The 21,298-nt window shown below is 60.3% G+C and carries 22 protein-coding genes; 8 read left to right on the top strand and 14 right to left on the bottom strand.

The features are described 5' to 3' along the window. Window positions 1-44 precede the first annotated feature (44 nt). From AUL38_RS16130 to AUL38_RS16115, 4 genes are all read right to left on the bottom strand, one after another. Window positions 45-1,007: an aldo/keto reductase gene (locus AUL38_RS16130; RefSeq protein ID WP_059063771.1), complete on the bottom strand. Its 963-nt coding sequence runs from the start codon at window positions 1,005-1,007 to the stop codon at window positions 45-47. Continuing rightward, the gene (locus tag AUL38_RS16125) at window positions 1,004-1,801 is read right to left on the bottom strand and encodes an amino acid ABC transporter ATP-binding protein (protein ID WP_059063769.1); all 798 of its coding nucleotides are present in this window, start codon (window positions 1,799-1,801) and stop codon (window positions 1,004-1,006) included. The genes AUL38_RS16130 and AUL38_RS16125 overlap by 4 nt, the downstream gene beginning before the upstream one ends. Continuing rightward, window positions 1,798-2,568, bottom strand: a complete 771-nt coding sequence (locus AUL38_RS16120) for an amino acid ABC transporter permease (protein WP_059063767.1) — start codon at window positions 2,566-2,568, stop codon at window positions 1,798-1,800. The genes AUL38_RS16125 and AUL38_RS16120 overlap by 4 nt, the downstream gene beginning before the upstream one ends. A gap of 137 nt (window positions 2,569-2,705) precedes the next feature. Further along, complete coding sequence (locus AUL38_RS16115; RefSeq protein WP_059063765.1) at window positions 2,706-3,641, bottom strand: transporter substrate-binding domain-containing protein; 936 nt, start codon at window positions 3,639-3,641, stop codon at window positions 2,706-2,708. Between the two features lie 162 nt (window positions 3,642-3,803). Here AUL38_RS16115 and AUL38_RS16110 point away from each other — a divergent pair, with 162 nt between their 5' ends. The 4 genes from AUL38_RS16110 (at window position 3,804) to AUL38_RS16985 (ending at window position 7,801) form a co-directional block, all read left to right on the top strand. Next, window positions 3,804-4,382 carry a MarR family winged helix-turn-helix transcriptional regulator gene (locus AUL38_RS16110; protein ID WP_059063763.1) on the top strand — a complete coding sequence of 193 codons (579 nt, stop codon included), beginning with the start codon at window positions 3,804-3,806 and terminating at the stop codon, window positions 4,380-4,382. Between the two features lie 64 nt (window positions 4,383-4,446). After that, window positions 4,447-4,767, top strand: a complete 321-nt coding sequence (locus AUL38_RS16105; RefSeq protein WP_059063761.1) for a nucleotide pyrophosphohydrolase — start codon at window positions 4,447-4,449, stop codon at window positions 4,765-4,767. Further along, complete coding sequence (locus AUL38_RS16100) at window positions 4,754-6,475, top strand: DUF2075 domain-containing protein (RefSeq protein WP_059063759.1); 1,722 nt, start codon at window positions 4,754-4,756, stop codon at window positions 6,473-6,475. The genes AUL38_RS16105 and AUL38_RS16100 overlap by 14 nt, the downstream gene beginning before the upstream one ends. 96 nt (window positions 6,476-6,571) lie before the next feature. After that, the gene (locus AUL38_RS16985; RefSeq protein WP_083506972.1) at window positions 6,572-7,801 is read left to right on the top strand and encodes an exonuclease domain-containing protein; all 1,230 of its coding nucleotides are present in this window, start codon (window positions 6,572-6,574) and stop codon (window positions 7,799-7,801) included. A 504-nt stretch (window positions 7,802-8,305) separates the two neighbouring features. Here AUL38_RS16985 and AUL38_RS16090 read toward each other — a convergent pair. Then, complete coding sequence (locus AUL38_RS16090) at window positions 8,306-8,602, bottom strand: metal-sensitive transcriptional regulator (RefSeq protein WP_059063755.1); 297 nt, start codon at window positions 8,600-8,602, stop codon at window positions 8,306-8,308. A 128-nt stretch (window positions 8,603-8,730) separates the two neighbouring features. On the opposite strand from AUL38_RS16090, the gene AUL38_RS16085 reads away from it, so the two are divergent. From AUL38_RS16085 to AUL38_RS16070, 4 genes are all read left to right on the top strand, one after another. Next, window positions 8,731-8,922: a hypothetical protein gene (locus tag AUL38_RS16085; RefSeq protein ID WP_059063754.1), complete on the top strand. Its 192-nt coding sequence runs from the start codon at window positions 8,731-8,733 to the stop codon at window positions 8,920-8,922. A gap of 37 nt (window positions 8,923-8,959) precedes the next feature. Then, window positions 8,960-9,340 (top strand): thioredoxin, encoded by a 381-nt coding sequence (trxA, locus tag AUL38_RS16080; RefSeq protein WP_059063752.1) that lies wholly within the window; start codon window positions 8,960-8,962, stop codon window positions 9,338-9,340. A 304-nt stretch (window positions 9,341-9,644) separates the two neighbouring features. Continuing rightward, window positions 9,645-11,090: a rhodanese-like domain-containing protein gene (locus AUL38_RS16075; RefSeq protein WP_059063750.1), complete on the top strand. Its 1,446-nt coding sequence runs from the start codon at window positions 9,645-9,647 to the stop codon at window positions 11,088-11,090. Between the two features lie 53 nt (window positions 11,091-11,143). Continuing rightward, complete coding sequence (locus AUL38_RS16070) at window positions 11,144-11,569, top strand: rhodanese-like domain-containing protein (RefSeq protein WP_059063748.1); 426 nt, start codon at window positions 11,144-11,146, stop codon at window positions 11,567-11,569. Here the strand turns inward: AUL38_RS16070 and AUL38_RS16065 are convergent. The 9 genes from AUL38_RS16065 to AUL38_RS16020 form a co-directional block, all read right to left on the bottom strand. Beyond that, window positions 11,563-12,186, bottom strand: a complete 624-nt coding sequence (locus tag AUL38_RS16065; protein WP_059063746.1) for a TetR/AcrR family transcriptional regulator — start codon at window positions 12,184-12,186, stop codon at window positions 11,563-11,565. The genes AUL38_RS16070 and AUL38_RS16065 overlap by 7 nt on opposite strands. Before the next feature lie 25 nt (window positions 12,187-12,211). Beyond that, on the bottom strand, window positions 12,212-13,780 hold the full coding sequence (locus tag AUL38_RS16060) for a class I adenylate-forming enzyme family protein (RefSeq protein ID WP_201023779.1): 1,569 nt from the start codon (window positions 13,778-13,780) through the stop codon (window positions 12,212-12,214). A 64-nt stretch (window positions 13,781-13,844) separates the two neighbouring features. Further along, window positions 13,845-14,396 (bottom strand): hypothetical protein, encoded by a 552-nt coding sequence (locus AUL38_RS16055; protein WP_153006644.1) that lies wholly within the window; start codon window positions 14,394-14,396, stop codon window positions 13,845-13,847. Between the two features lie 48 nt (window positions 14,397-14,444). Beyond that, window positions 14,445-15,275, bottom strand: coding sequence for an ABC transporter ATP-binding protein (locus tag AUL38_RS16050; protein ID WP_083506970.1), 831 nt, complete (start codon window positions 15,273-15,275; stop codon window positions 14,445-14,447). Continuing rightward, the gene (locus AUL38_RS16980; RefSeq protein WP_083506969.1) at window positions 15,275-16,126 is read right to left on the bottom strand and encodes an ABC transporter ATP-binding protein; all 852 of its coding nucleotides are present in this window, start codon (window positions 16,124-16,126) and stop codon (window positions 15,275-15,277) included. The genes AUL38_RS16050 and AUL38_RS16980 overlap by 1 nt, the downstream gene beginning before the upstream one ends. Next, on the bottom strand, window positions 16,123-16,956 hold the full coding sequence (locus AUL38_RS16035; protein ID WP_201023778.1) for an ABC transporter permease: 834 nt from the start codon (window positions 16,954-16,956) through the stop codon (window positions 16,123-16,125). The genes AUL38_RS16980 and AUL38_RS16035 overlap by 4 nt, the downstream gene beginning before the upstream one ends. Window positions 16,957-16,973: 17 nt before the next feature. Continuing rightward, on the bottom strand, window positions 16,974-17,975 hold the full coding sequence (locus AUL38_RS16030) for an ABC transporter permease (RefSeq protein ID WP_059063733.1): 1,002 nt from the start codon (window positions 17,973-17,975) through the stop codon (window positions 16,974-16,976). 4 nt (window positions 17,976-17,979) lie between these two features. Further along, window positions 17,980-19,641 (bottom strand): ABC transporter substrate-binding protein, encoded by a 1,662-nt coding sequence (locus AUL38_RS16025; protein WP_059063730.1) that lies wholly within the window; start codon window positions 19,639-19,641, stop codon window positions 17,980-17,982. Window positions 19,642-20,110: 469 nt separating this feature from the next. Then, the coding region (locus tag AUL38_RS16020) for an ABC transporter ATP-binding protein (protein WP_153006643.1) at window positions 20,111-21,298 on the bottom strand (1,188 nt) is incomplete at its 5' end.

The raw sequence follows: 21,298 nt of genomic DNA, 5'->3' as shown, positions 1-21,298 counted from the left end.
AAAATACCTACAACCGGTCGGCGCGTTCGCTCCCTGGGTGGAGGTTACGCGACGTAGTCGCCGATAAGCGCCCTGTCGTGGGTGTACGGGGCGTCAAGCGCGTGAGCATCGATGCCCAGGCCCTCGGCAGCGGCGCGTATCTCTGCACCGTGCTCCTCAGCAATTCGAACGGCTTCTATGTTTTCAAGCAGTCGCTCCGGTCGAGTAGCACCGAACAGCAACGAGGCGACCTGCGGGTTCGTGAGGCACCATGCGAGCGAGAACTGCGCCGGAGTAATGTCGAGGCTCTTCGCGGCCTCGATGACCTTTGGAACCGTGTTCTTGATCTGCTCGCGGATCTCTCCCACGTCAATTCCAATATGACGTTCAGGGTTGAGCACGCCTGCGAGGATTCCGCCTTCCATGGTGTCGGACGCGTGGATACTCATCCCCGTTTCCTCAACGACTTGACGGTACTGCTCCTCGACGACGTTGCGTCGTACGATCGAATACTTGAGCTGCGCAAGCGCAGGCCCTTGAACCCCATTCGCCTTGGCGTGCGCGTGAGCCTTCATCAGATCCTCGGGTACCCAGTTGAGCGCTCCCCAACTCTTGGCGCGTCCGTCAGCGACCACCTCAGTGATTTCGTCGACGAGCTTCTCCACGCTCATGCCAGGGCGCGGGTGCTCAATGATGAGTGTGTCCACCCAGTCCTCATCAACGCGGCGAAGCATCCGGTCCGTCTGCACGCTCAGCGATTCCTCCGGGTAGCTGAAGTACCAGAGCTTTTCAGCAATCTGGTAGTCCTCCCGCTTCGCACCCGCTTCACGGATCAGCCGGCTGAAGATGAGTTCGGTGTGCGGCGAGTTCCGGTAGTAGGCGACGTCGAAGAACGTCACCCCGTTATCAAGAGCCGTGCGCACAAGCTCGACGCCGGCCTCAAAGCTTAGCCGCGAATACGTGTACCAGGATCCGAGCGAAAGGCGTGAGACCTCGACGTCTGTCGTTCCAAGTCGTGCGGTGTTCATAGATTCTCCTTGTCTGTTTTCTGTTGAGCTGCGATAAGTTTTGCGACGAACCGACGCGTACGTTCGGAGCGCGGGGCGCGGAACACCTGACCAGGTGGGCCCGTCTCCACAACCTGACCGCGGTCCATAACGACCACGGTGTCTGATATTTCTTGAGCGAGACTCATTTCGTGGGTTACGATCGCCATCGTCATTCCCTCAGCTGCGAGGCTGCGAATGACGTCCAATACCTCGTCAACTAGCTCAGGATCGAGCGCACTGGTCGGCTCGTCAAAGAGCATGATCTCGGGTCGCATCGCCAGCGCCCGCGCGATCGCGACTCTTTGCTGCTGCCCGCCAGACAACTCCGCCGGGTAATGGTTCGCGTGCCCAGCAAGCCCCACGCGTGCGAGTTCTTCAGCAGCGAGCGCCGAGGCTTTCGTTTTTGAAACTTTGCGGACCTGTGTGGGCCCCTCCATCACATTCTCAATGGCAGTCATGTGCGGGAAGAGGTTGAAGTGCTGGAACACCATTCCAAAGGCTCGTCGCTGACGGACAATATCCTTTTCGCGCGACCGCATGAGCTTGCCTCGGACAGTCTCGATCCCGAGGAGTTCACCATTGTGGCGGATCTCCCCGCCGTCAATCTCCTCCAGTTGGTTCAAACACCTCAGCAGTGTGGACTTGCCAGAGCCGGAAGGGCCGATGATGCTCAGGACCTCGCCCCGGTGGAGCGTGAGATCGACGCCTTGCAACACCGCCACATCGTGGAACTTCTTGATGAGCCCGTCGACGACAACAACAACTTCACTCATGCGGGAACCTCCACAGTCCTGAGTTTGCTCCGCCGAACAAACCCACGAGAGTAGTGCTTCTCGAGTGCACCCTGCGCGAGCATGGCGATACTCGTGAGGAGCAAGTACCAAAGGCACGCGACGAGAAGCATTGGAATGGTCTGATAGGTGCGGCCATAAACGAGCTGCACTGAGGTGAGCAGCTCGGTGAACCCAATCACGGACACGAGCGATGTGCTCTTGAAGAGCGTGATGAGCTCGTTGCTCAGGGGCGGGATGATGACCCGAATTGCCTGCGGCATAATAATCCGCCGCATTGCCTGTGCGCGGGTCATTCCGATGGCCCCTGCAGCCTCGTACTGCCCCTTCGACACCGAGAGGATACCGGCACGGTAAATTTCCCCGACATAGGCGGCTTGGATAAGCGTCAGCCCAATGAGTGCAGCCGTGAACTTGTTGATGACGTCATTCGTTCTTACGGAGAATAGCGTGATGTCGGTAAACGGAATGCCGACAGTGAGTTCCGGCACGAGTGCCCCGAAAAAGAAGATAAACAGGAGCACGACGAGGGCTGGTATCGCGCGCATCAGCCAGATGAATGCAGTTCCCGCGATGCGAAGCGCCGGGTTCTGCGACATCCGCAAGATTGCAACGAGGCCACCGGCCACGAGACCTGTCAACGCAGATAGGACTGTAAGCCAAATTGTATTCATCACGCCGCGGAGTATCTCCGGCTTGAAGAGGTACTCCGCCACCACGTTCCACTGCCACCCGGGGGTCACGATCATGAATCGAGTGACACCTATCAGCACGAAAGCTCCGACAGCACCCCAAACCCACCAGGACAAACGCCTGCGCCCAATCCGGGGCGTAGTCAGGTCTATGTCGATCGGCCCCGTGAGGGCCGCCTTTTCAGGAGAGGACATTAGAATTCGGACCCGTTGATCTCGATCTCATCGAGCGCAAGACTCTCGCTGCCCCACCGCTCAAGAATCTCTTGATAGGTGCCGTCGTCGTGCATGCTTTGGAGTGCAGCTTGCACGGCTTCAGTCATTCCTGTGCGCTCAACAGCGATTGCAACGCCGTACGGGGCATACCACATGAGGTCCCCTACAAGCTCGAATTGCCCGGGGGTCTCTGCGAGCACGACGTTGATCGGCGAGATGTCCGACCAGGCCACCTCTGCCTGCTGCGACTGTACTGCGAGGATCGCGGCTTGCACGGTATCGTAAGGCTGCACATCGATTGGTTCTTCACCTGCGTCGATGCAGGTCGCGTTTTCTTCCTCGGCGCGAGTCTGCTGAATGGAGCTAATCGTAACGGCCAACGAATGTCCGCACAGATCGTCAACCCCAGTAATGTCTGCAGGAGCCTGGGTGTTCCCCAGGAGGGCTGTCCCGCCCTTCAGAATATCGACGAACGACGCCGTGCCGCGCCGCTCAATGAAGTCACCGGAGGCGAGAGCCGCGTCATAGCGTCCAGATTCCACCCCGGGCATCACACCGCCACCGGACACCTGCTCAATCTGCAGTTCGAGCCCCAGGCGGTGTGCGTACTCCGCGGTGAGGTCGGCAACCAGCCCAATAATTTCGCTGCTCCCCTCGGGGACATATTGGAGCGGCGCGACCTGACCGGATCCGGCTGCGATCCAGATGCCGTCCTCATCATCAGGCACGAGATTCTTGAGCGCACCAAACTCGCCGGTAGGCTCGCGAAGATCGCTGGGAAGCGTGAAGCCAGCCTCATCTTTTGGTTCATCCCCTGCTCCCTGCGAGCCGGACTCTGCAGCAGTGCAGCCAGCAAGCATTAGTGCGGCGGCAGCCGCGAGCGACGAGATCTTCAGTGATCGTGAAATAGTCATGGGTTCCTCCTTTGCAGCCCAAGTCAGGCACTTCAAAGTATTCAATCTTTTGACTAATTAGTCAAGACTTTGTTTGATATATTTATCCGGTGGGCACCTCGCGGCACAACCGCAACGGGCCCCACCTCTTATACGATCGGTGAAACCCAGAAAGGTGACGCGATGTGGATTGACGATGCGGGCACTGAACGCGCTGATGCAGTACTTCCCGACTGGTGGTTTACGCACTTCGCGTACGCACACCTCCCCGAGCACTTCCCCGGAGTCGACGCTGACGCCTCCCGCCTCGTCATGCGCATGCGGCGCGCCACGGGAACGATGGGCGAGTTCGCCCGCGCCGAGCACGGCTCTCGCAGCACCGAACTATCAACCGCTGGTCAGCGCATCATGCTCACGTTAACCCTCTGTGGCCCCCTCACACAGTCGGAGATCGCAGACCTCACCGGGATGAGTCGTGCCGCGGTTTCATCGGCGGTGCGTACGCTCCTCGCTGACGGGATGGTGAACAGAGAGACTTCACCGCACGACGGACGGGCAGTCGTCCACACGGCAACAGAGGAGGGAAAGACGACCTATCAGCGAGTATTCCTTGAGCGCAACCGCCGCGAATCGAAGCTCCTCCAAGCACTCACCACCGAAGACCAAACGCATCTCATGGACATCCTCGAGAAACTCATGCGGATCGCCGCAGAGGAAACCGGTCGCGGCATCACGCGAGCTCCAACAGAGCCGGCGCGTTAGCTTGCATGCGGAAGCCCCAAGCCGCCACCGCAACCCACCAAGCCTCCGCTGATACCTTAGAGCCATGCACCAAGAGAGCATCCAAGACACACTTCGGAAGTTTGCCGCAGAACGCGAGTGGGAACAATTCCACAGCCCTGCGAACCTTGCAAAGAGCGTCAGCATTGAAGCCGCTGAGCTGCTTGAATGCTTCCAATGGTCCGATGATGGAGACGTCGAGCACGTGAAGGAAGAACTCGCTGACGTGCTCACGTATGCATTCTTCCTAGCAGACAAGCTCGGCGCCGAGCCCGAATCTCTCATCAGGGAGAAGCTCAGAAAGACTGCTGCGAAGTATCCGGTCGAGCTCGCCCGCGGGAGAAGCACCAAGTATGACCAGCTCTGAACCGAGCCGCTTTCAAGACCTCGCGTTTGATCGGGATGACGTCGAGACATGGCGGGACCCTCGCGGTCGCCACCAGAACTGGCCGGTAGTGTATTTGCTTCACGACAAGGCACGGATCTACGTCGGGGAAACCACACGTGCCCGGGCTCGCTTTCGGCAGCACCTGGAGGACCCTGAGAAAACAGGTCTGACAGAAATCCGCGTGGTCATCAACGAGGAGTTCAATAAGTCGGCTTGCCTGGATCTCGAAGCAAGACTGATCTCGTGGTTTCACGCCGACGGCATCCGACGACCGATAAATCGCAATGATGGGCAGCAGCGCTCAAACTACTTCGAACAGAGTAGTCGGTATCAGGCGATATTCGATCAAGTCTTCAACCAGCTCCACACGGCCGGATATTTCACCCGGACTGTGGCCGAAATCGAGAGCCTAAATCTCTACAGACTCTCTCCGTTCAAAACCCTCAACGATGAGCAGCTCGTGGCCGTGAGCTTGATAGTCGAGGGCCTTTTCGCAGACCTGGCCACAGGCGCACCCTCGACGAGCGTTGTACAAGGAGGCCCAGGCACCGGGAAGACGATAGTCGCGATCTACCTCCTCAAGCTACTCCGCGACATTCAACTCGCTACCCATGATCCCGGACCTGAGGACGATGGCCGTTTCAACGAGTACTTCGCGTCTGGCTATCGCGAGATCCTCGCCGGCGCCCAAATTGGATTCGTAGTTCCGCAGCAGTCGCTCCGCACAACCATTCAGAGGGTTTTCCGGCAGACTCCCGGACTGACGGGTATCAAGGTACTCAGCCCTTATACCGTCGCGGCATCCGACGAACACTGGGATCTTCTCGTCGTCGATGAAGCGCACCGGCTCACCCATCGAGGATCCGGCTCCACTCGAGGAATGTTCAACAAGCGCCACGAGAAGCTGTTTGGTGACGATTCGATAGGCAAAACGACCATCGACTGGATCCTGGCCAAGAGCAACCATCAGGTGTTCCTCTTCGATGGGGAACAGACCGTCAGGCCAGCCGACGTTCCGATCGAAGCCACCCAAAAGCTGGTCTCTACCGCGAAGGATTCACACCGGCTCTATTCACTCGAGTCACAAATGCGCGTAACCGCAGGAGAAGCGTACCTCGAGTTCGCCCAGCGCCTACTTTCAGACCACCCCACAAACGCTTCTCTTTCGAATTCTTATGACCTCAGATTCTTTGACAACCTCTCAGAAATGAAGGATGCGATCACCGAAAAGGAAGCCGAACACGGGCTCTCTCGCCTCGTCGCTGGCTACGCCTGGAAATGGGCAAGTTCCGGAGACCTGACGAATGAAGCCCCCTACGACATCAAGATCGACGGCATCAACCTGCGCTGGAACAGGACCGCTACGGATTGGATCGCGTCTCCAACGTCTCACGTAGAAGTTGGACGCGTGCACACTGTGCAAGGCTACGATCTCAACTACGCAGGCGTTATCATCGGCCCGGACATAGTGTGGGACGCCGAACAGCGACGAATTCGGGCAGTGGGAAGTAGTCATTTCGACAGCGAGGTCCGCGCGGTCCGCGACGAGGCAGCGCTTCTCGGCTACATTAGCAATGCATATTACGTGTTGATGACGCGAGGCATGCGCGGAACTTTTGTCTACGTGTGTGACGCTCCGTTGCGCGAACGGCTTAGGGACTACTTTGAAACGCGCCAAGCTGGGTAGCAGCCAGCGATAGAAGCTCGGTGCTAGTGCCAGCCGACTCGAGAAGCAGAAGTTCCCGCCCGCTCCCCCACACTCAAGTCAGAGGAATTCCTTACGATGACCGGATACGCAGTTATCGATTTTGAAACCACGGGGCTAGCCCCAGAGCTCAACGACCGTGTCCTTGAAGTGGGAGTCGTCCTTGTAGACGCGCGCGGAAACCGCGAGAGCTCATGGACAACGTTGGTGAACCCAGAAAGGGATGTAGGAGCAAGCCACATCCACGGGATCACTGCAGGTGAGCTACTCGATGCTCCAAACTTCAAACAGGTCAGCAATCATTTGCTGGGAATCATCTCTGGGCGAACGCTGGTTGCCCATAATGCAAGCTTTGACATGCGGTTCCTCCACTGTGAACTGGAACGGGCTGGGCTTGGGGTACCAGAACGTCCCGTCGCGCTCTGCTCGATGAAATGGTCAGGCCGGTTGCTCGGGTCGGCAAAGCTTACTCACTGTTGCGAGGCATTGGGTATCGAACTTACCGAGGCTCACACTGCGCTGGGCGATGCCGAGGCAACCGCCCAACTACTCACGTTCCTTATGCAAAGAGGCAGCTCGCTAGCGGAATGGCATGAAGACGCTGCACAGTCAGCAGCTTTCCCCTGGCCCCGAACAACGCAGCAGGCCCCGCCAAGCCAGGCGCTGCGGCACCGACTCGATGAGCTACGTCCTTCCTCATGGATGGAAGATGTACTCGCAAACACCTGGATACCAGGAGCCATGCACGACGAGGCCACCTACCTCGTTGCGTTGGATCGCGCATTGCTCGACGCGAATATCTCCAGAACAGAGGGCAGAGAGCTCATTGGCATAGCTGCCGACGCTGGAATCTCTGCAGACCGCATGATTGAGATTCACCGGGAATACCTCGCGAGTCTCGCAGCAGAAGCTTGGTCTGACGGAGAGCTCACCGATGCCGAGTTGGCCGATCTCACCAGTGCGACAGCCTCGATGGGGTTGACGCTCGAGGACCTCACTTCAGCCTTGCACAGTGCCAAAACATCACACACCCAACCTCGCGAAAGCCTTCTTCAGCTCGGAGACCGAGTCGTTTTCACCGGCACACTCAACAAGCCCCGGGACGAATGGATATCTGAAATCGTTGCCAAAGGCCTGGCTTCAGGTGGAATTTCCAAGTCAACTAAGGTGGTAGTTGCCGCCGATCCCGACTCGCTGAGCGGTAAGGCCGCAAAAGCCCGATCCTACGGCATACCCGTCATCTCTGAAGCGGCTTTCGAAAAGCATCTGGCTAGCTACAGTGCTACACACTCGGCTCGTTTACTCTGAGCATCGGACATTTTGGGCGGGCTTCGCAACGACAGCCGCCAGATGCACAGCCGAAGCAACCTCGACGGACATGGTTGTTAAAAGAATAATCGGTGCAACGCCGATACCGAGCGCCAGCCGGCTTCGCATGCCCCGCAACAACTGCAGGGGCTCCTCATCGAATTACTTCACTCCGAGATCCCTTGGTAGCGCTTCGTTAGCGTAGTAAACGCGCTCAGTAGCAGGTTCAAGAAACAAGTCTTCGCCGGCGCCGAAAGCACAGTCAACCTCAATCACTTCTTACTGCGAGCGACTCGGCGCGGTCGAGCTCTGGCGCCAGGTCGACAACGAACTCAGCTGCCTCAATCCCTTAGGGGCACCGTGCCACGGAGATCGTCGTACCGATACCGCTCTCCCGCAACTGCCGTTGAAAAATGTCCGCATCTACTGCACCTATTATGAGGCCGTCAACCCCGTTCAGGGCTTCGCCCAGGCGTATGAGGTCACGGTGAGCACCGAGCGCGGCTACGCCAACGACAGGAACAGCTTCTCGAGTTCCTCGGGCTTCGTGGCGTTCTCATTGTCTGGGTCGGCGATGCACTCCTGCAGCGCGGTCGAGATGACCAGGAAGCCTGCGCGGTCCAGCGCCTTCGTCACTGCAGAGAGCTGCTGCACCACGTCGCGGCAGTGGGCCTCCCCCTCGACCGCATCGATCACGGCGGCGAGCTGCCCGTGCGCGCGGCGCAGGCGGTTCACGATCTTGCGTTTTGCCTCGGGGGTTGCGCCAAGCTGTGGCTCGGTGACGGTGCTCTGATCAGACATTGCAGGCCTTCCTTCGCGTTGGGGCTTGACCACCAGGATACCCCATGGGGTATAGTTATGCGCAGACCACAAGATACCCCCGGGGGTATTGAGCTATCGAGGCCTAGCGGCGCGCGAAGGAGAACCAGATGTGCCGACCGACCAAGTGCCGCACGTGCAGCAAGACCACCTGGGCTGGCTGCGGCCAGCACGTCGAGATGGTGAAGATGAGCGTCCCCTCATCTGAATGGTGCAACGGCAAGCACTCCGCGGCGCAGGTCGAGGCCGCCAAGGCTGCACGCGGCCCCGGCTTCTTCGCGAAGCTATTCGGCCGCGCGTAAGCGCCGCTCCCCCGCAGACGAACAGAAAGGCCACACCATGGCAACCAAAGACCTCACCGTAGACACCTTCGTTCCGACGGTCGACGCCGAAGGCATCGTGCTCGTCGACTTCTGGGCAGAGTGGTGCGGACCGTGCCGCTCATTCGCCCCGGTCTTCGAGAAGGCGTCGGAGGCCCACCCCGACATTACGTTCGGCAAGGTCGACACCGAGGCCGAGCAGGCGCTCGCCACGGAGTTCCAGATCACGTCGATTCCGACGCTCATGGTCTTCCGCGACGGCATCCTCGTCTTCTCGCAGGCGGGCGCCCTCCCGGCGCAGCAGCTCGAGCACCTGGTGCAGGGCGCGCGCGACCTCGACATGGAGGACGTGCGCAAGCAGCTCGCAGCGCAGGCCGCGAACGCTCCCGCCGCGGACTAACCAACGCCGAGCCATCGCCGCAGAGCAACACCGCTCACAGCACCACCGAACACCAGAACACCAGAACACCAGAACACCAGAACACACGTAAGGATCCCCCATGTGCGCACGAATCACCTGTAGCAACTGCAACAAGCCGACCTGGGCAGGCTGCGGCGAACACATCGAAGAGGCACTCGAGGGCGTCGCGGCCGCAGACCGCTGCAGCTGCGCCTAAGGCGCAAGCGCGAGCCAAGCCCGCGCGATCCACCGCCCACCCCACAAACACCACCGGCCGCCACGCCCATCCCAGAAGGAGCCACCCATGCTGCTCGAACGCATCTATGACGAAGACCTCGCCCAGGCGAGCTACTTTATTGGCTGCCAGGCGAAGGGCGAGGCGATTGTCGTCGATCCGCGCCGCGACCTCGACGTCTACCTCGACATCGCCGAGAAGAACGGCATGACGATCATCGGCGTCACCGAGACCCACATTCACGCCGACTACCTCTCGGGCACGCGCGAGCTCGCGGCCCACACCGGCGCAGAGATGTACGTCTCCGACGAGGGCGGACCCGACTGGACGTACGGCGACGGCTTCGACGACGCCGTACGCATGCAGCACGGCCACCAGATCACGCTCGGCAACATCACGGTCGAGGCACAGCACACGCCGGGGCACACCCCCGAGCACCTGTCGTTCCTCATCACGGACGGCGCGCAGTCCTCGGAGCCGGGCTTCGTGCTCACGGGTGATTTCGTGTTTGTGGGGGATCTCGGCCGCCCCGACCTCCTCGATGAGGCAGCCGGCGGCGTCGACACCCGCTTCGAGGGCGCGAAGCAGCTCTTCGCGAGCCTGCGCGACCGCTTCCTCACCCTCCCCGACTATGTGCAGGTGCTTCCCGCGCACGGTGCCGGGTCGGCATGCGGCAAGGCGCTCGGCTCGGTTCCGTCTTCGACGGTCGGCTACGAGCGCAATTTCTCGTGGTGGAGCCGCTACCTGAAGAACAACGACGAGCAGGGCTTCATCGCTGAGCTGCTCGAGGGTCAGCCGGATGCACACGCCTACTTCGGCCGCATGAAGATCGAGAACCGCGAGGGGCCGGCCGTGATCGGCGAGGCCCCGGAGCTCACCGAGTACACGGCGGAGGATCTCACCGCCGCGCTCGCCGACGACAGCGTCATCTTCGTCGACACCCGCCACAATACCGAGGTACACACGGGCACCGTGCCCCGCTCGCTGAACATCCCGGGCGTCGAGAAGGCCGCGAGCTACGGCGCGTGGGTTTACAACCCCGAGACGGAGTCACGCCCGCTCGTGTTGCTCGCGGACTCGCGGGAGGAGGCCGAGGAGCTGCGGGATCACCTCGTGCGCGTCGGCATCGACTCGGTGCGGGGCTTCGTGACGTCGCTCGACGGGCTCGAGCTCGTGGAGCCGCAGATCGTGCTGCCGAAGGATCTCGACAGCGTCGACCGCGCCCTCCTCCTCGACGTGCGCAACAAGACCGAGTACGCAGACGGCCACCTGCCCGGGGCCGCGCAGCTCTCGGGCGGCCGCGTACTTTGGAACCTCGGCGAGCTCCCAGCGAAGGACGCCGGCACGATCATCACCTACTGCCAGAGTGGCGTGCGCAACTCGGTTGCGGCGAGCGCCCTGCGCCGCGAGGGCTACGACGTGGCCGAACTCAAGGGAAGCTACCTCGCGTGGATCGCGGAGCCGGGCAACGAGCCCGTTGTTTCGGAGCCGGTCTCGGCCCCGGCCGCCGTCTAACGGCCCCGTTCTGCCACACTGAGTTCATTCCGCTTTTCGAAAGGTCACCCCTGATGCGTCGCTCCCGTCTTCCCCTCCGTTCCGCCTTCACCTCGCTGTCGGCTGCCGCCGTGCTGTTCGGCCTCACCGCCTGCGCTGGCGGGCCGAGCTCTGCCGGCTCGGCTGGCACCGCACCGGAGGGGAATTCGGGTTCGACCGTTGAGGTGAGCGAGGACACGATCCTGCTCGATGTGCGTACCCCGGAGGAGTTCGCGGCGGGCCACCTCGACGGCGCGCAGCTCATCGACTTCAACGGCGGCGAGATTCCGGGCGCGATCCCGACCCTCGACCCTGAGGCCGAGTACCTCGTGTACTGCCGGTCGGGCAACCGCTCCGGCCAGGCGATCGAACTCATGGCCGCGGCTGGGTTCACGAACCTCACAAACCTCGGCTCGCTCGAGCAGGCTGCTGGGGCGACGGGGATCCGGGTCGTTCAGTAGCTCTCAGCGGGCCTCTTGCCGGGCACACCTTTCTGATGACGCCCATAAGCAAAGCTTGACAGGGCCTCGCGCATGAATGCGACGGCTTTGTCACGTTGCTGCGGCTCCCAAACCTCGGCCCGCTCAATCATCAATAGCACGACCCCGCTGGCCCACACCCGGACAAAATCGATCGCATTTTCCATGTTACGAGTTGGGACTATTCCTCTGAGCCCTGCAGCGACGACAGCACGCATCTTCGGGTCTAAGCGTCGGAAGAAACTGTGCACTTCCGGATCGGACGCCGAGTACGTACTAATACCCACCCGGGCACGTTCAACGGACATTCGCTCGGGAGTCTCCGGTACGAAATAGGTGATCATAGTCGCGAGTCGAGATTCGGCGTCATCCAGCTTGTTGATTTTCTCGACGGCCGCAACGCTCTCTTGGAGGATGTGTTCCATCATCGCTCCAAAGAGCTCAGTCCGGCTGGAAAAATAATGGGTGACGAGGGTCACGGATCCGCCGAGTCGAGCACCGACATTCTTCAGCGAGAACTTCGAGAAGCCCACCTCGCCAAGCTCGTCGATCGCAGCCCGAATCACTTGGTCGCGCCGTTCCTCACGATCAACCCACACTGGCACTGAAGCTACTCCAGACATCTCACTGAATCTTTCGCTCAGTTCGGATGCCTGCACGCGTGTCCACAACTCCGGAATGCATAGCGGGCTCCGCCTTGAGCGTTGCCTTTGCTACCTTACCGCTTTCCGTTCGAGGGAGCTCAGAACGGAACTCGAAAAAGCGAGGGACTTTAAATGGCGCTAAGCCTGTTTTGGCCCAGTCCACCAGGTCCGCCACCTCGATACTCAGGGCAGAGCGCACGACAATAGCTTTCGCCTCTTCGCCTCGTTCTTCATCCTGCACGGGAATGACGGCTACCTCGTTCACCCCATCCATACCGAGCAAATGCATCTCGACCTCAACTGCTGAAATGTTCTCACCGCTACGGCGGATCATGTCTTTGGCCCGGCCCACAAAGTAATGCAACCCATCCTCAGTTTTCGTGACGATGTCGCCCGTTCTAAACCAGCCGCCTGGTAAAAACAGGTCAGCATTCGCCTCAGGTCGGTTGTGATAGCCCAGCATCATGCCGCGACCCCGGATGCACAGTTCCCCTGGCGTATTCGGCGGCACCTCCCGCAAGTCTGCCCCGACTACTTTTGATTGACGATTCGGCAGACAAGCCCCCATGGTGCCGGTTCCCGCGAGTTCGAGGCGCTCTCGCGGCACACCAATAGCCGAGCCGACTTCGGTGCTCGCATACGATTCTCTGGCCTCAATCCCAAAACGTTCTCTCAGTTTCCCGTACGCGCTCGCGGGCATTCCCGCAACGGGCGCGTACCGCAGAGCGAGCCGCGAGTCAGCTTCAGAAATCTCGAACTGCAGCATCTCTTCACTGACCCACGCGAAATCAATCTCACAGTCAAGCAGCCACCCCATCATCTTCCGCCGGCTCAGTCCCGGAGCGATATAGAGAGCTCCGCCTGAAGCCAATGCCATTGCGAAATAGGCCTGGTTTTGCATGTAGTAGAACGGAAAGTCCGCTAGATAGCGTTGCGGATCCCCGTAAGCTGCCGCAGAGTGAACTCCAAGCTCAATCCAGTACTCGTGAGTGAGTAAACAACCTTTCGGTAGCCCAGTCGTGCCCGAGGTGAACTGAATGTTTACTACGTCAAGAGGGCTTCCTATATGCAGGGCTTTGGTGAGTGGCGCTTCGGAGATATCCGCAAAGGCCCATCCAGGAGAAAATTGCTCCGACGATTCTGTCGCCCGGGGAGTGCCGACCGCGATGACCTGCGCGAGGTCGACGCCCCCGACCGATTGGGTTGCAAAATGGGGCAAGAGAAGGTCTGTCGCACCGATGAGCCATGCCGCATCAGCATCACGCAGTAACGCTTCGACCTCCCGAGTGGTGTACTTCGGGTTGAGCGGCACTATGGCTGCGCCCGCGCTCATGACTGCGAGCCAAACGACAGGGAACTCAATCTGGTTCCTCAGGAGCACTCCGACTCTCTCCCCAGCCCGAAGCCCAGCCCGTTCCAAGCCGGAGCGCACCCGTTCAACAAGTTCGTGTAGCTCGCCCCACGTCAGCGATCGCTGGAGCCCTTCGATCTCTTGGAGCGCGAGTGAATCTCTTCGGTGCTTCGCTAATCGCAGTAAAGCGTCAGGCATGGTCCGTGAACGCAAGACTTCGTGATGAGGTGCTAATTGCACGAGTGGGGGTATCTGCGTAGCGCTATTCATTGGTCGACTCCCCTCGAGCTCCTTGCTGCGGCGCGGTTCGTTCGCCCTGACGAGAGTTGTCCGTCCAAAGCGAATGGAAGGTGGCGGTGAATCCAGGGCGTTCCCGGTTATCAACCTCTGCCGAGGTCTCAAAGCTCACGAGAGTGCCGCTTGGCCTAATTTGGACACCGGACAGCATCACGCGGAGACGGAATACATCGGAGAGCCGCAGCACAGAGACAAAGCGAACGTGATCGAGACCGTAGTTCCAGGGAGTGACGTTCAACCCATCGTCGACTTCAATGATGCTCGTGAGCAGAAAATCGATCATGCCGAGAAGATGGAATCCTTCGAGTAGCCCTTCTCCATAGCCAAGCCCTTCTGGCTCCCCATATGCAGCATGCTTGACGTCGAGATAGGTCGCCCGCTCAAAGTACTGGACTCGTTCAGCCTCCATCTGAAACGCCGGCGTAGTGAATTCCTGCCCGATCGATGCTGCTAAGCCTTCCAATGACCGGACTGTCAGTTTCTTTCGTTCTGAGGAATCTGCGACTTGGACAAACATTTTCCTTCTCCTTTAGTTCGGTGTTTCTGTGACGCTGAAAGCCGAGCATTACTCGGCACGGCGACGAGGCTTCCAGCCGGGGCGCGGTACTGCGGCAATGAGTGCTCGCGTATATTCGTGCTGCGGATGTGCGAGCATCTCCCCCGTCGGCCCCTGCTCCACGATTTCGCCCCGGAGCAGCACGAGGCAAGTGTCAGTGATTTGGCGGATGACTCCGAGATCGTGAGACACCACAAGAAAGCTAATGTCTTGTCTTGCCCGGATCTCTTGGAGCACTCGCAGAATCTGCGCCTGAACTATCACGTCGAGCGCGGAGACTGCTTCGTCGAGAACGAGCACTGCCGGTTCCAGCGCCAAGGCACGCGCGATCGCTACCCGTTGCCGTTGGCCTCCCGACAGTTCACGTGGGTACGCACCCATTGTTCGTCGGTCTAATCCCACGGTCTCGAGGAGTTCCAGAGCCCGGACCGTGCGATCACGGCGCTGCACTCTCCCACGTATCCCGAGCACTTCCACGAGTCCGATTCCGATTCGCTGCCGGGGGCTCAGCGAGCCGTATGGATCTTGAAAAACCATTTGCACAAGCCCGTGACCGGGCCCTTTAAGCTGGTGCTTGCTGCCTCGTCTCGGGGCGCCACCCAGGGTGATGTCGCCTCCGCTTGCCCGTTCGAGGCCGGCAACAATTCGAACGACCGTTGATTTTCCGGAGCCCGACTCGCCGACGATCCCTAAAGAACTTCCCGTAGGCAGGTCAAAGGAGACATGACTCAGAACAGTGATGGTGTCACCGTGGTTGCCCTCGTAACGCTTATCTAGCTTCCTCACCGAGAGCGCAGCCGATTCAACCGGCCTCGTCGCTGCGGCCGATTGCCCGTTCATCAGTTAGTCCCCTTCGTGGCATCACTGTTGCTGGCTGGCTCGGAGTTCCCTGGCAAGGCTGTTCCGTGCCGCGCTTCAAGCAACCGCCGAGTGTAACCATGCTGTGGGTGCGACGTGATGACTCCCGCCGGACCTGACTCGACGATCTGGCCGGCATGCATGACAGCAATCTGGTCGCACGAAGCAGTCGCAAGGTCCAGGTCGTGGGTGATGAGGAGTAGCGCCATTCCTCGGTCGCGAACTTGCTCAAGGAGTATTGCCATCACGTCAGACTGAGCGATCACGTCAAGCGCTGAGGTGGGCTCGTCCGCATAAATCAATTTCGGATTGTGCAGCAGCGCCGCGACAATCATCATGCGCTGCAATGTTCCCCCAGACAGTTCGTTGGGGAACTGCCTCATTCGGGCCTCCGGGTTACTGATTCCTACGTCTCGGAGCAGCGCACACGCTGAGTGGAACGCCTCGTCGAATGAAAGCATGCGGGAATGCAGCACGCTTTCGAGGATGAAATCCCCAACGGTTCGTCGGGGGTTCATGCTCGAACGTGCGTCCTGGTGGACGAGGCCAAAGTCGCGAGCCCGATAGTCAGCCATGTGCTTGCCACCCAGAGTTTGGAGCTCGGTTCCGCGGAACTTGACGCTCCCTTCGGCTCGAAGCTCCTCAGGAAGGAGATTCATGCACGCACGAACGGTGAGAGACTTTCCACTACCCGAACCGCCAACCAGCCCAAGCACCTCAGAGTTTCCAACTTCGAAGCTTATTCCAGACAACAGGCCTTGACCTTCGCCTGGCTCTTTCCGGGAGACGCGCAACTCCTCCACTACTAAAACTGCACTGTCCTGTTCGCTCATGATTTCACTCCTCCCGCCACTCGAGTCCCGAGAAAGTTGAATCCAACGACCGATGCGACGACCAGGGTTCCTGCGACAAGGCTTTGCATCATCGCCCCGTTCAAGAGTTCAGAACGTCCGTCCGCGAGCATGACTCCCCATTCAGCCCTGGGCGGTTGAACGCCCACCCCAATGAATGAGATTGCAGCGAAATCGGCCAAAGCTGCTCCGAAGCCAAACGTGATCTGGGCCAAGATGATCGGGAAGAGGTTCGGGAGGATGTGTCGGATATTGATCCGCAGCACAGAAGCGCCAGCGAGCTGGAGACCTTCCACGTAGCCACGTCGTCGTTCGACAATCGCAACGCTCCGAACCACGCGAGCAACGTAAGGAATGTAGACGAGGCTCAAGGCAATCACGGGGGCCCAAAAACCGGTCCCAAACGTAGCGGCAGCGATGATCGCCACCAAGATTCCTGGGATCGAGAACATGACGTTAAGCAATCTCACGAGTACTTGGTCGAGTGCACCTCCGTGCCATGCTGAAAACATGGCTAGCCCGGTGCCAATCACCCCACTCAGCAGCACGATCATTGCTGGAGCAGAGATGCTCAGTCGCGCACCTGCCAATGCTCTCGAAAGAATGTCCCGTCCCAGCGAGTCCGTACCTAGCCAGTGAACGGCGTTGGGGCCCTGCGATGCAAGCAGCACGTTGGCCTCGACAGGGTCGAATGGCGCTATCCACGGCCCGAGCACCGCAGCGACCAGAATAAGTGCGACCGCGGAGGCCGCAACTGAGGTTGTGGCGCGCCCACCGATTCCTGTCTTTCGACGGGCACTACGGGCGGACATGAACAGAGTTGCGGACATCACATCACAGCCTTCAGCCGGGGGTCCAGCACAACCTGCACGGCGTCCACAGCCGCCATAATCACCAAGAAGATGATGACAATGAGCATGCTGATAGCCATCACTACGGCGTAGTCTTTCGAGAGGACGCTGGACACAAGCAGCGCCCCAACCCCATCGACCGAAAACACCTGTTCCACGATTACGGTCCCTGACACCAAACCTGCAACCGCCAGACCCGATGCAGTGAGCACGGGAAACGCGGCATTTCTCAAGATGTGTTTCCGCACAATAACGCCCTCGGCTACTCCCCGCCCTCGGCTCGTGAGCACGTACTCTTTCTCCCGCTCCTCAGTCATCGCCGCGGCGGTCATTTGCGCGACGTAAGCCGCGTAACTCAGTGAGAGTGCGATCGCCGGGAGCGTGAGGTGCCATAGCGTGGACAGGACGCCGTCGCCTGTTCCGAACGTCGGGAACCATCTGAGTTGAACAGCGAAGACTCCGATCAGCACACTCGCTGAGACAAAACTGGGTACCGCCACCCCCAACCCGACGAGTGCCGCCACGACTGACCCGCCACGTTTGGACACGCCACCAATGATCCCGAACGCAACGCCACCTACGATGACGAAGAGTGCCGCGAGTACGACGAGCACGGCGGTCGTTTCAAGTCGGTGGCCAACGAGCTCCGACACGCTTCCGCGGTAGGTCATGGACGTCCCGAGGTCACCCTGGAATGCCGCGGTGAGCCAGCTCCAATAGCGAACGAGCAGCGGTTCGTCGAGGCCCAGCTCCTCCCGTTTCGCGAGGCGAGCTTCTTCGCTCGATTGCCCACCCAATAGTTGTGTGACGGGATCTCCCGGCGCCAGGGAGAGACTCGCGAAGATGACAAACGAGGTCACGCCCAACGTGGCAATGGCGCCTCCGATTCCGCGGAGTGTTCGCACCGCCAAAGCAGGAAGGTGAAACCCGCTCCCCGCTGATTGCTCCTGGCCTGTGTCTGATGCAGTCTCCGCCCGCATCGCGCTACCCTGCCGACCCGATGTACGCCATCTGTGGCATCCCCCAGTAAGCGAACGATGTCACGGCGCCGGTCAGTGCATTGTTCAAGAAAGTGCGCGTTCGCAGTTCGACGACGGGGATCGTCGGGTTCTCTGACTCGTAGATGTCTTGCGCCTGCACGAGCAACTCTGCCTGTTTTCGCGGATCGAATTCGGCCCGGGCTTCGTACAGCAGTCGGGTCACTTCATCGTTGTCGAACTCGGAGGTGTTGTACGCCTGCCCAGGCAGCATTGCGAAGAAGAGCGGTTCGATGGGAGATTGGGAGGAATTAAACGACGACCGGAGCAGTAGGTCCAGTCCTTCGCGCGCAGTCGGGTCGAAGGCGGCTTGAGCTGCGACAAGCGGTTGCAGGGGCTCGATCGTCAGTTCGACACCGACTGCCTTCATCTGTTGCTGGACAAGCTGTGCCACCCTGCTCTCAGCATCATTTCCCGCGGCAATGCCCAGAGTTACGGTAGCGCCATCATACGTTGAGGCGTCCACAAGCTCTGCTGCTGCTTCGATGTCGTACGCGCGTTCCTCGACCCATTTTTCATAGCCGTCCGCATAGATGTCAGAAGACTCGTTTGGCCAACTCGTGGTCGACAGAAACGCATAACTCGCTTCAGCCGCGCCGTCGAAAATAATTGACGCGATGGAGTCTCGGTCCAGAGATTTTTGCAAGGCTAGTCTGAGCCGCTGGTCGGCGAACGGTCCACCCGCATGAGCAAAGTTCAGAGCAAACGTTTGCGTTGAGGGGCCGAGAATCAACTGTCCTTGCGCTGATTCCCGTAAAGCAGGAAGCACTGTCGCCGGAATCTCGTAGGAGCCGTCCATGTCACCGGCGTCGAGTGCCTGCGCAACCGCGTTGGTATCGGTGACGAAGGAAAAATCGACACGATCCGCAAACGGTACGAGATCAGCGTTCCAGTAGTCGTCATTCTTTTCAAGAGTCATCGATGAACCGCTCTGCCACGACTCCAGTTTGTAGGGCCCGCTACACATGAGGCCAGTGGCGTTGCTTCCGATTTCCCCTTCTGCCTGCTCTGCCCATTCTTGTTGAATGATGGCTCCAGCGATTGTGGCCATGCCGTGGACAAAAGAAGCGTCGGGCTCGCTGAATGTGACGACTACGGAGTTCTCCGGTCCCGGCTGGATGGACTGCACAGCCCCAAACACAAACGCGACAATCGAGTTCCCGGGGTCGGCAGCGCGCTCAAGACTATAGATGACGTCAGCTGCCGTCACCGGAGAACCATCCCAGAAGCGGGCGTCGTCACGTAACCGGATGACAGCTTCGGTGGGAGACGTCTGCTCGATCTCGGCGAGATTTGGGTAAGTATCGAATTCCGAGTCTCGACGCAGGAGAAAGTCGCAAAGGTTCGCGACGACTTGCCCGGAACTGTATGTCACGGCGTTTCGGGGATCGAGCGTCGTGGGTTCACCTGTCGTCAAATTCCAGGAGATTTGGTCTACGGGCCCGTCAGGTTCAGGCAGTTGCGCTACAAGCTCCGCAGTGTCTTCGGGCTTCGGACCTTGCTCCGGAGCGGCTCGTGCGCACGACACCAATGTGCTCGCGAGCAGGACCAGGGCGATGGCTACAGTGGACCGGTGTTTCCGTGAGCCGACGAGCAGATTGCGAGACATCTTTGTCCTTCCAATTCAGCGCGGTTTCGCGACACTTTATTTATAATTGGAATTATATAACCACAGTTATAAATGAAGTTCAAGAGCCATGCCCCCATTTTTTACACACACGTCAAGTACTTCGCTTATGGCGCTATGACGCCCGTCCCTGCATTCACTTCCACTGCGCGGCACAAGCATGTTCCTCGGAGCAAAATTGCGGCCTTCTCAGCATTACCTTCGCCCGCTGCCGACGACTAATCGGTCACAATGTTCAGGAGAACACCGCCCCTGGTAGACGACCAGCGACAAGACAGTGAAGTCACCTTGGAGGGTCATTCAGGGGCGACTTCGCCACGCGGGAGGCAAGCCTTCATCCCATGTCTGCAGCTCGCGGCTACTGCTGGCGGGAGCTCAAGTGCTGCAACCTCCGCTCGAGGCGCAGCAACACGGGCGATGGATCTCTCAGCGCTTGCAGAGACCCGAACCGCTACCCGCCAGCTCCCTGCGACATCCGCCAGAGCTTCGCGAACGCGCCGTCCGGCCGTTCGAGGAGTTCGTCTGGGGCGCCGTGCTCCACGATCCGCCCGTCTTCGAGCACGACGACGGTGTCCGCGCCGCGCACCTGGTCGAGATGGTGGGCGATCACCACCGCCGTGCGCCCCTCGCTGACGCGACGCATTGCGGCGGCGAGGGCGGGATCGGCCCCGGCCTGCGAGCCGGCTTCGTCGAGCACGACGACGGCGGGGTCGGCGAGCAGCACGCGCGCGAGCGCGAGCTGCTGGGCTTCGCGGTGACTGATGGACGGCGGTAGGGACCCGTCAATGCCGTCGGGAATCTCTGTGAGGTCGAAGCCGACGGCGTCGAGCGCCGCCGCGATCTCCGCGTCGCTGGCGTGGGCGGACGCGATACACGCGTTGTCGGCGATCGATCCCGAGAACAGGTGCACCTCTTGCGCGACGAGCAGCGCAGCCGGCTTGCCAGCGGAGCGCGCGAACTCCGCGGGGACGCCGCCGATGCGCACCTCGCCTGCGAGCGGTTCGTCGAAGCCCGCGATGAGACGCGCGAGGGTACTTTTGCCCGATCCCGAGCTGCCGATGAGCGCGACCGTCGCTCCCTCTGGGATGACGAGATCCACGCCGCGGAGCGCGTCACGCGGGGCTTCGGCGCCGTACCGGTAGCTGGCGCCAAGGATGTCGATGGCGCCGTCGGCGATCTCCGTCGACGCGTCGTCGGGGGCCGCGGCCGCTGGTGCGGCGAGCACGACACCTGCGAGGCGTTGCAGCCCGGAGAGAGCGCGTTGCAGGTCGTCCATGCTGCCGAGCAGTTCACCGATCGGGTTGAAGAGCCTGTGGAAGTACAGGGCACCGGCGGTGACGGCACCAACCGAGAGCCCGACGGCTGTGACGCGCACGAAGCCGACGGCGAGCACGGCCGCGAGCCCAACGAACTCGGCGCCGTTCAGCCCGGCGATGAAGACGTTGCGCGCTTTCCCCGCCTCACGCTGCGTGCGCACGGCGGTGTCGCTCGCCTGCGCGATCGCGTCGAGGTGTGCGTCGGCTGCGCCGTAGGCGCGCACCGTCTCGGCGCCCGCGACCGCCTCGACGAGCTCACGGCCGCGTTCGGCTTCCTCACGTCGCAGCCGCGCGTAGAGCGGGCGCGAGCGCCTGAGGAACAC

Origin of the sequence: Leucobacter sp. G161 (assembly GCF_001482305.1) — a bacterium.
Taxonomy (GTDB): Bacteria; Actinomycetota; Actinomycetes; order Actinomycetales; family Microbacteriaceae; genus Leucobacter.
The sequence above is the reverse complement of the archived record's forward strand: the minus strand, read 5'-3'. Positions and strand labels throughout refer to the sequence as shown.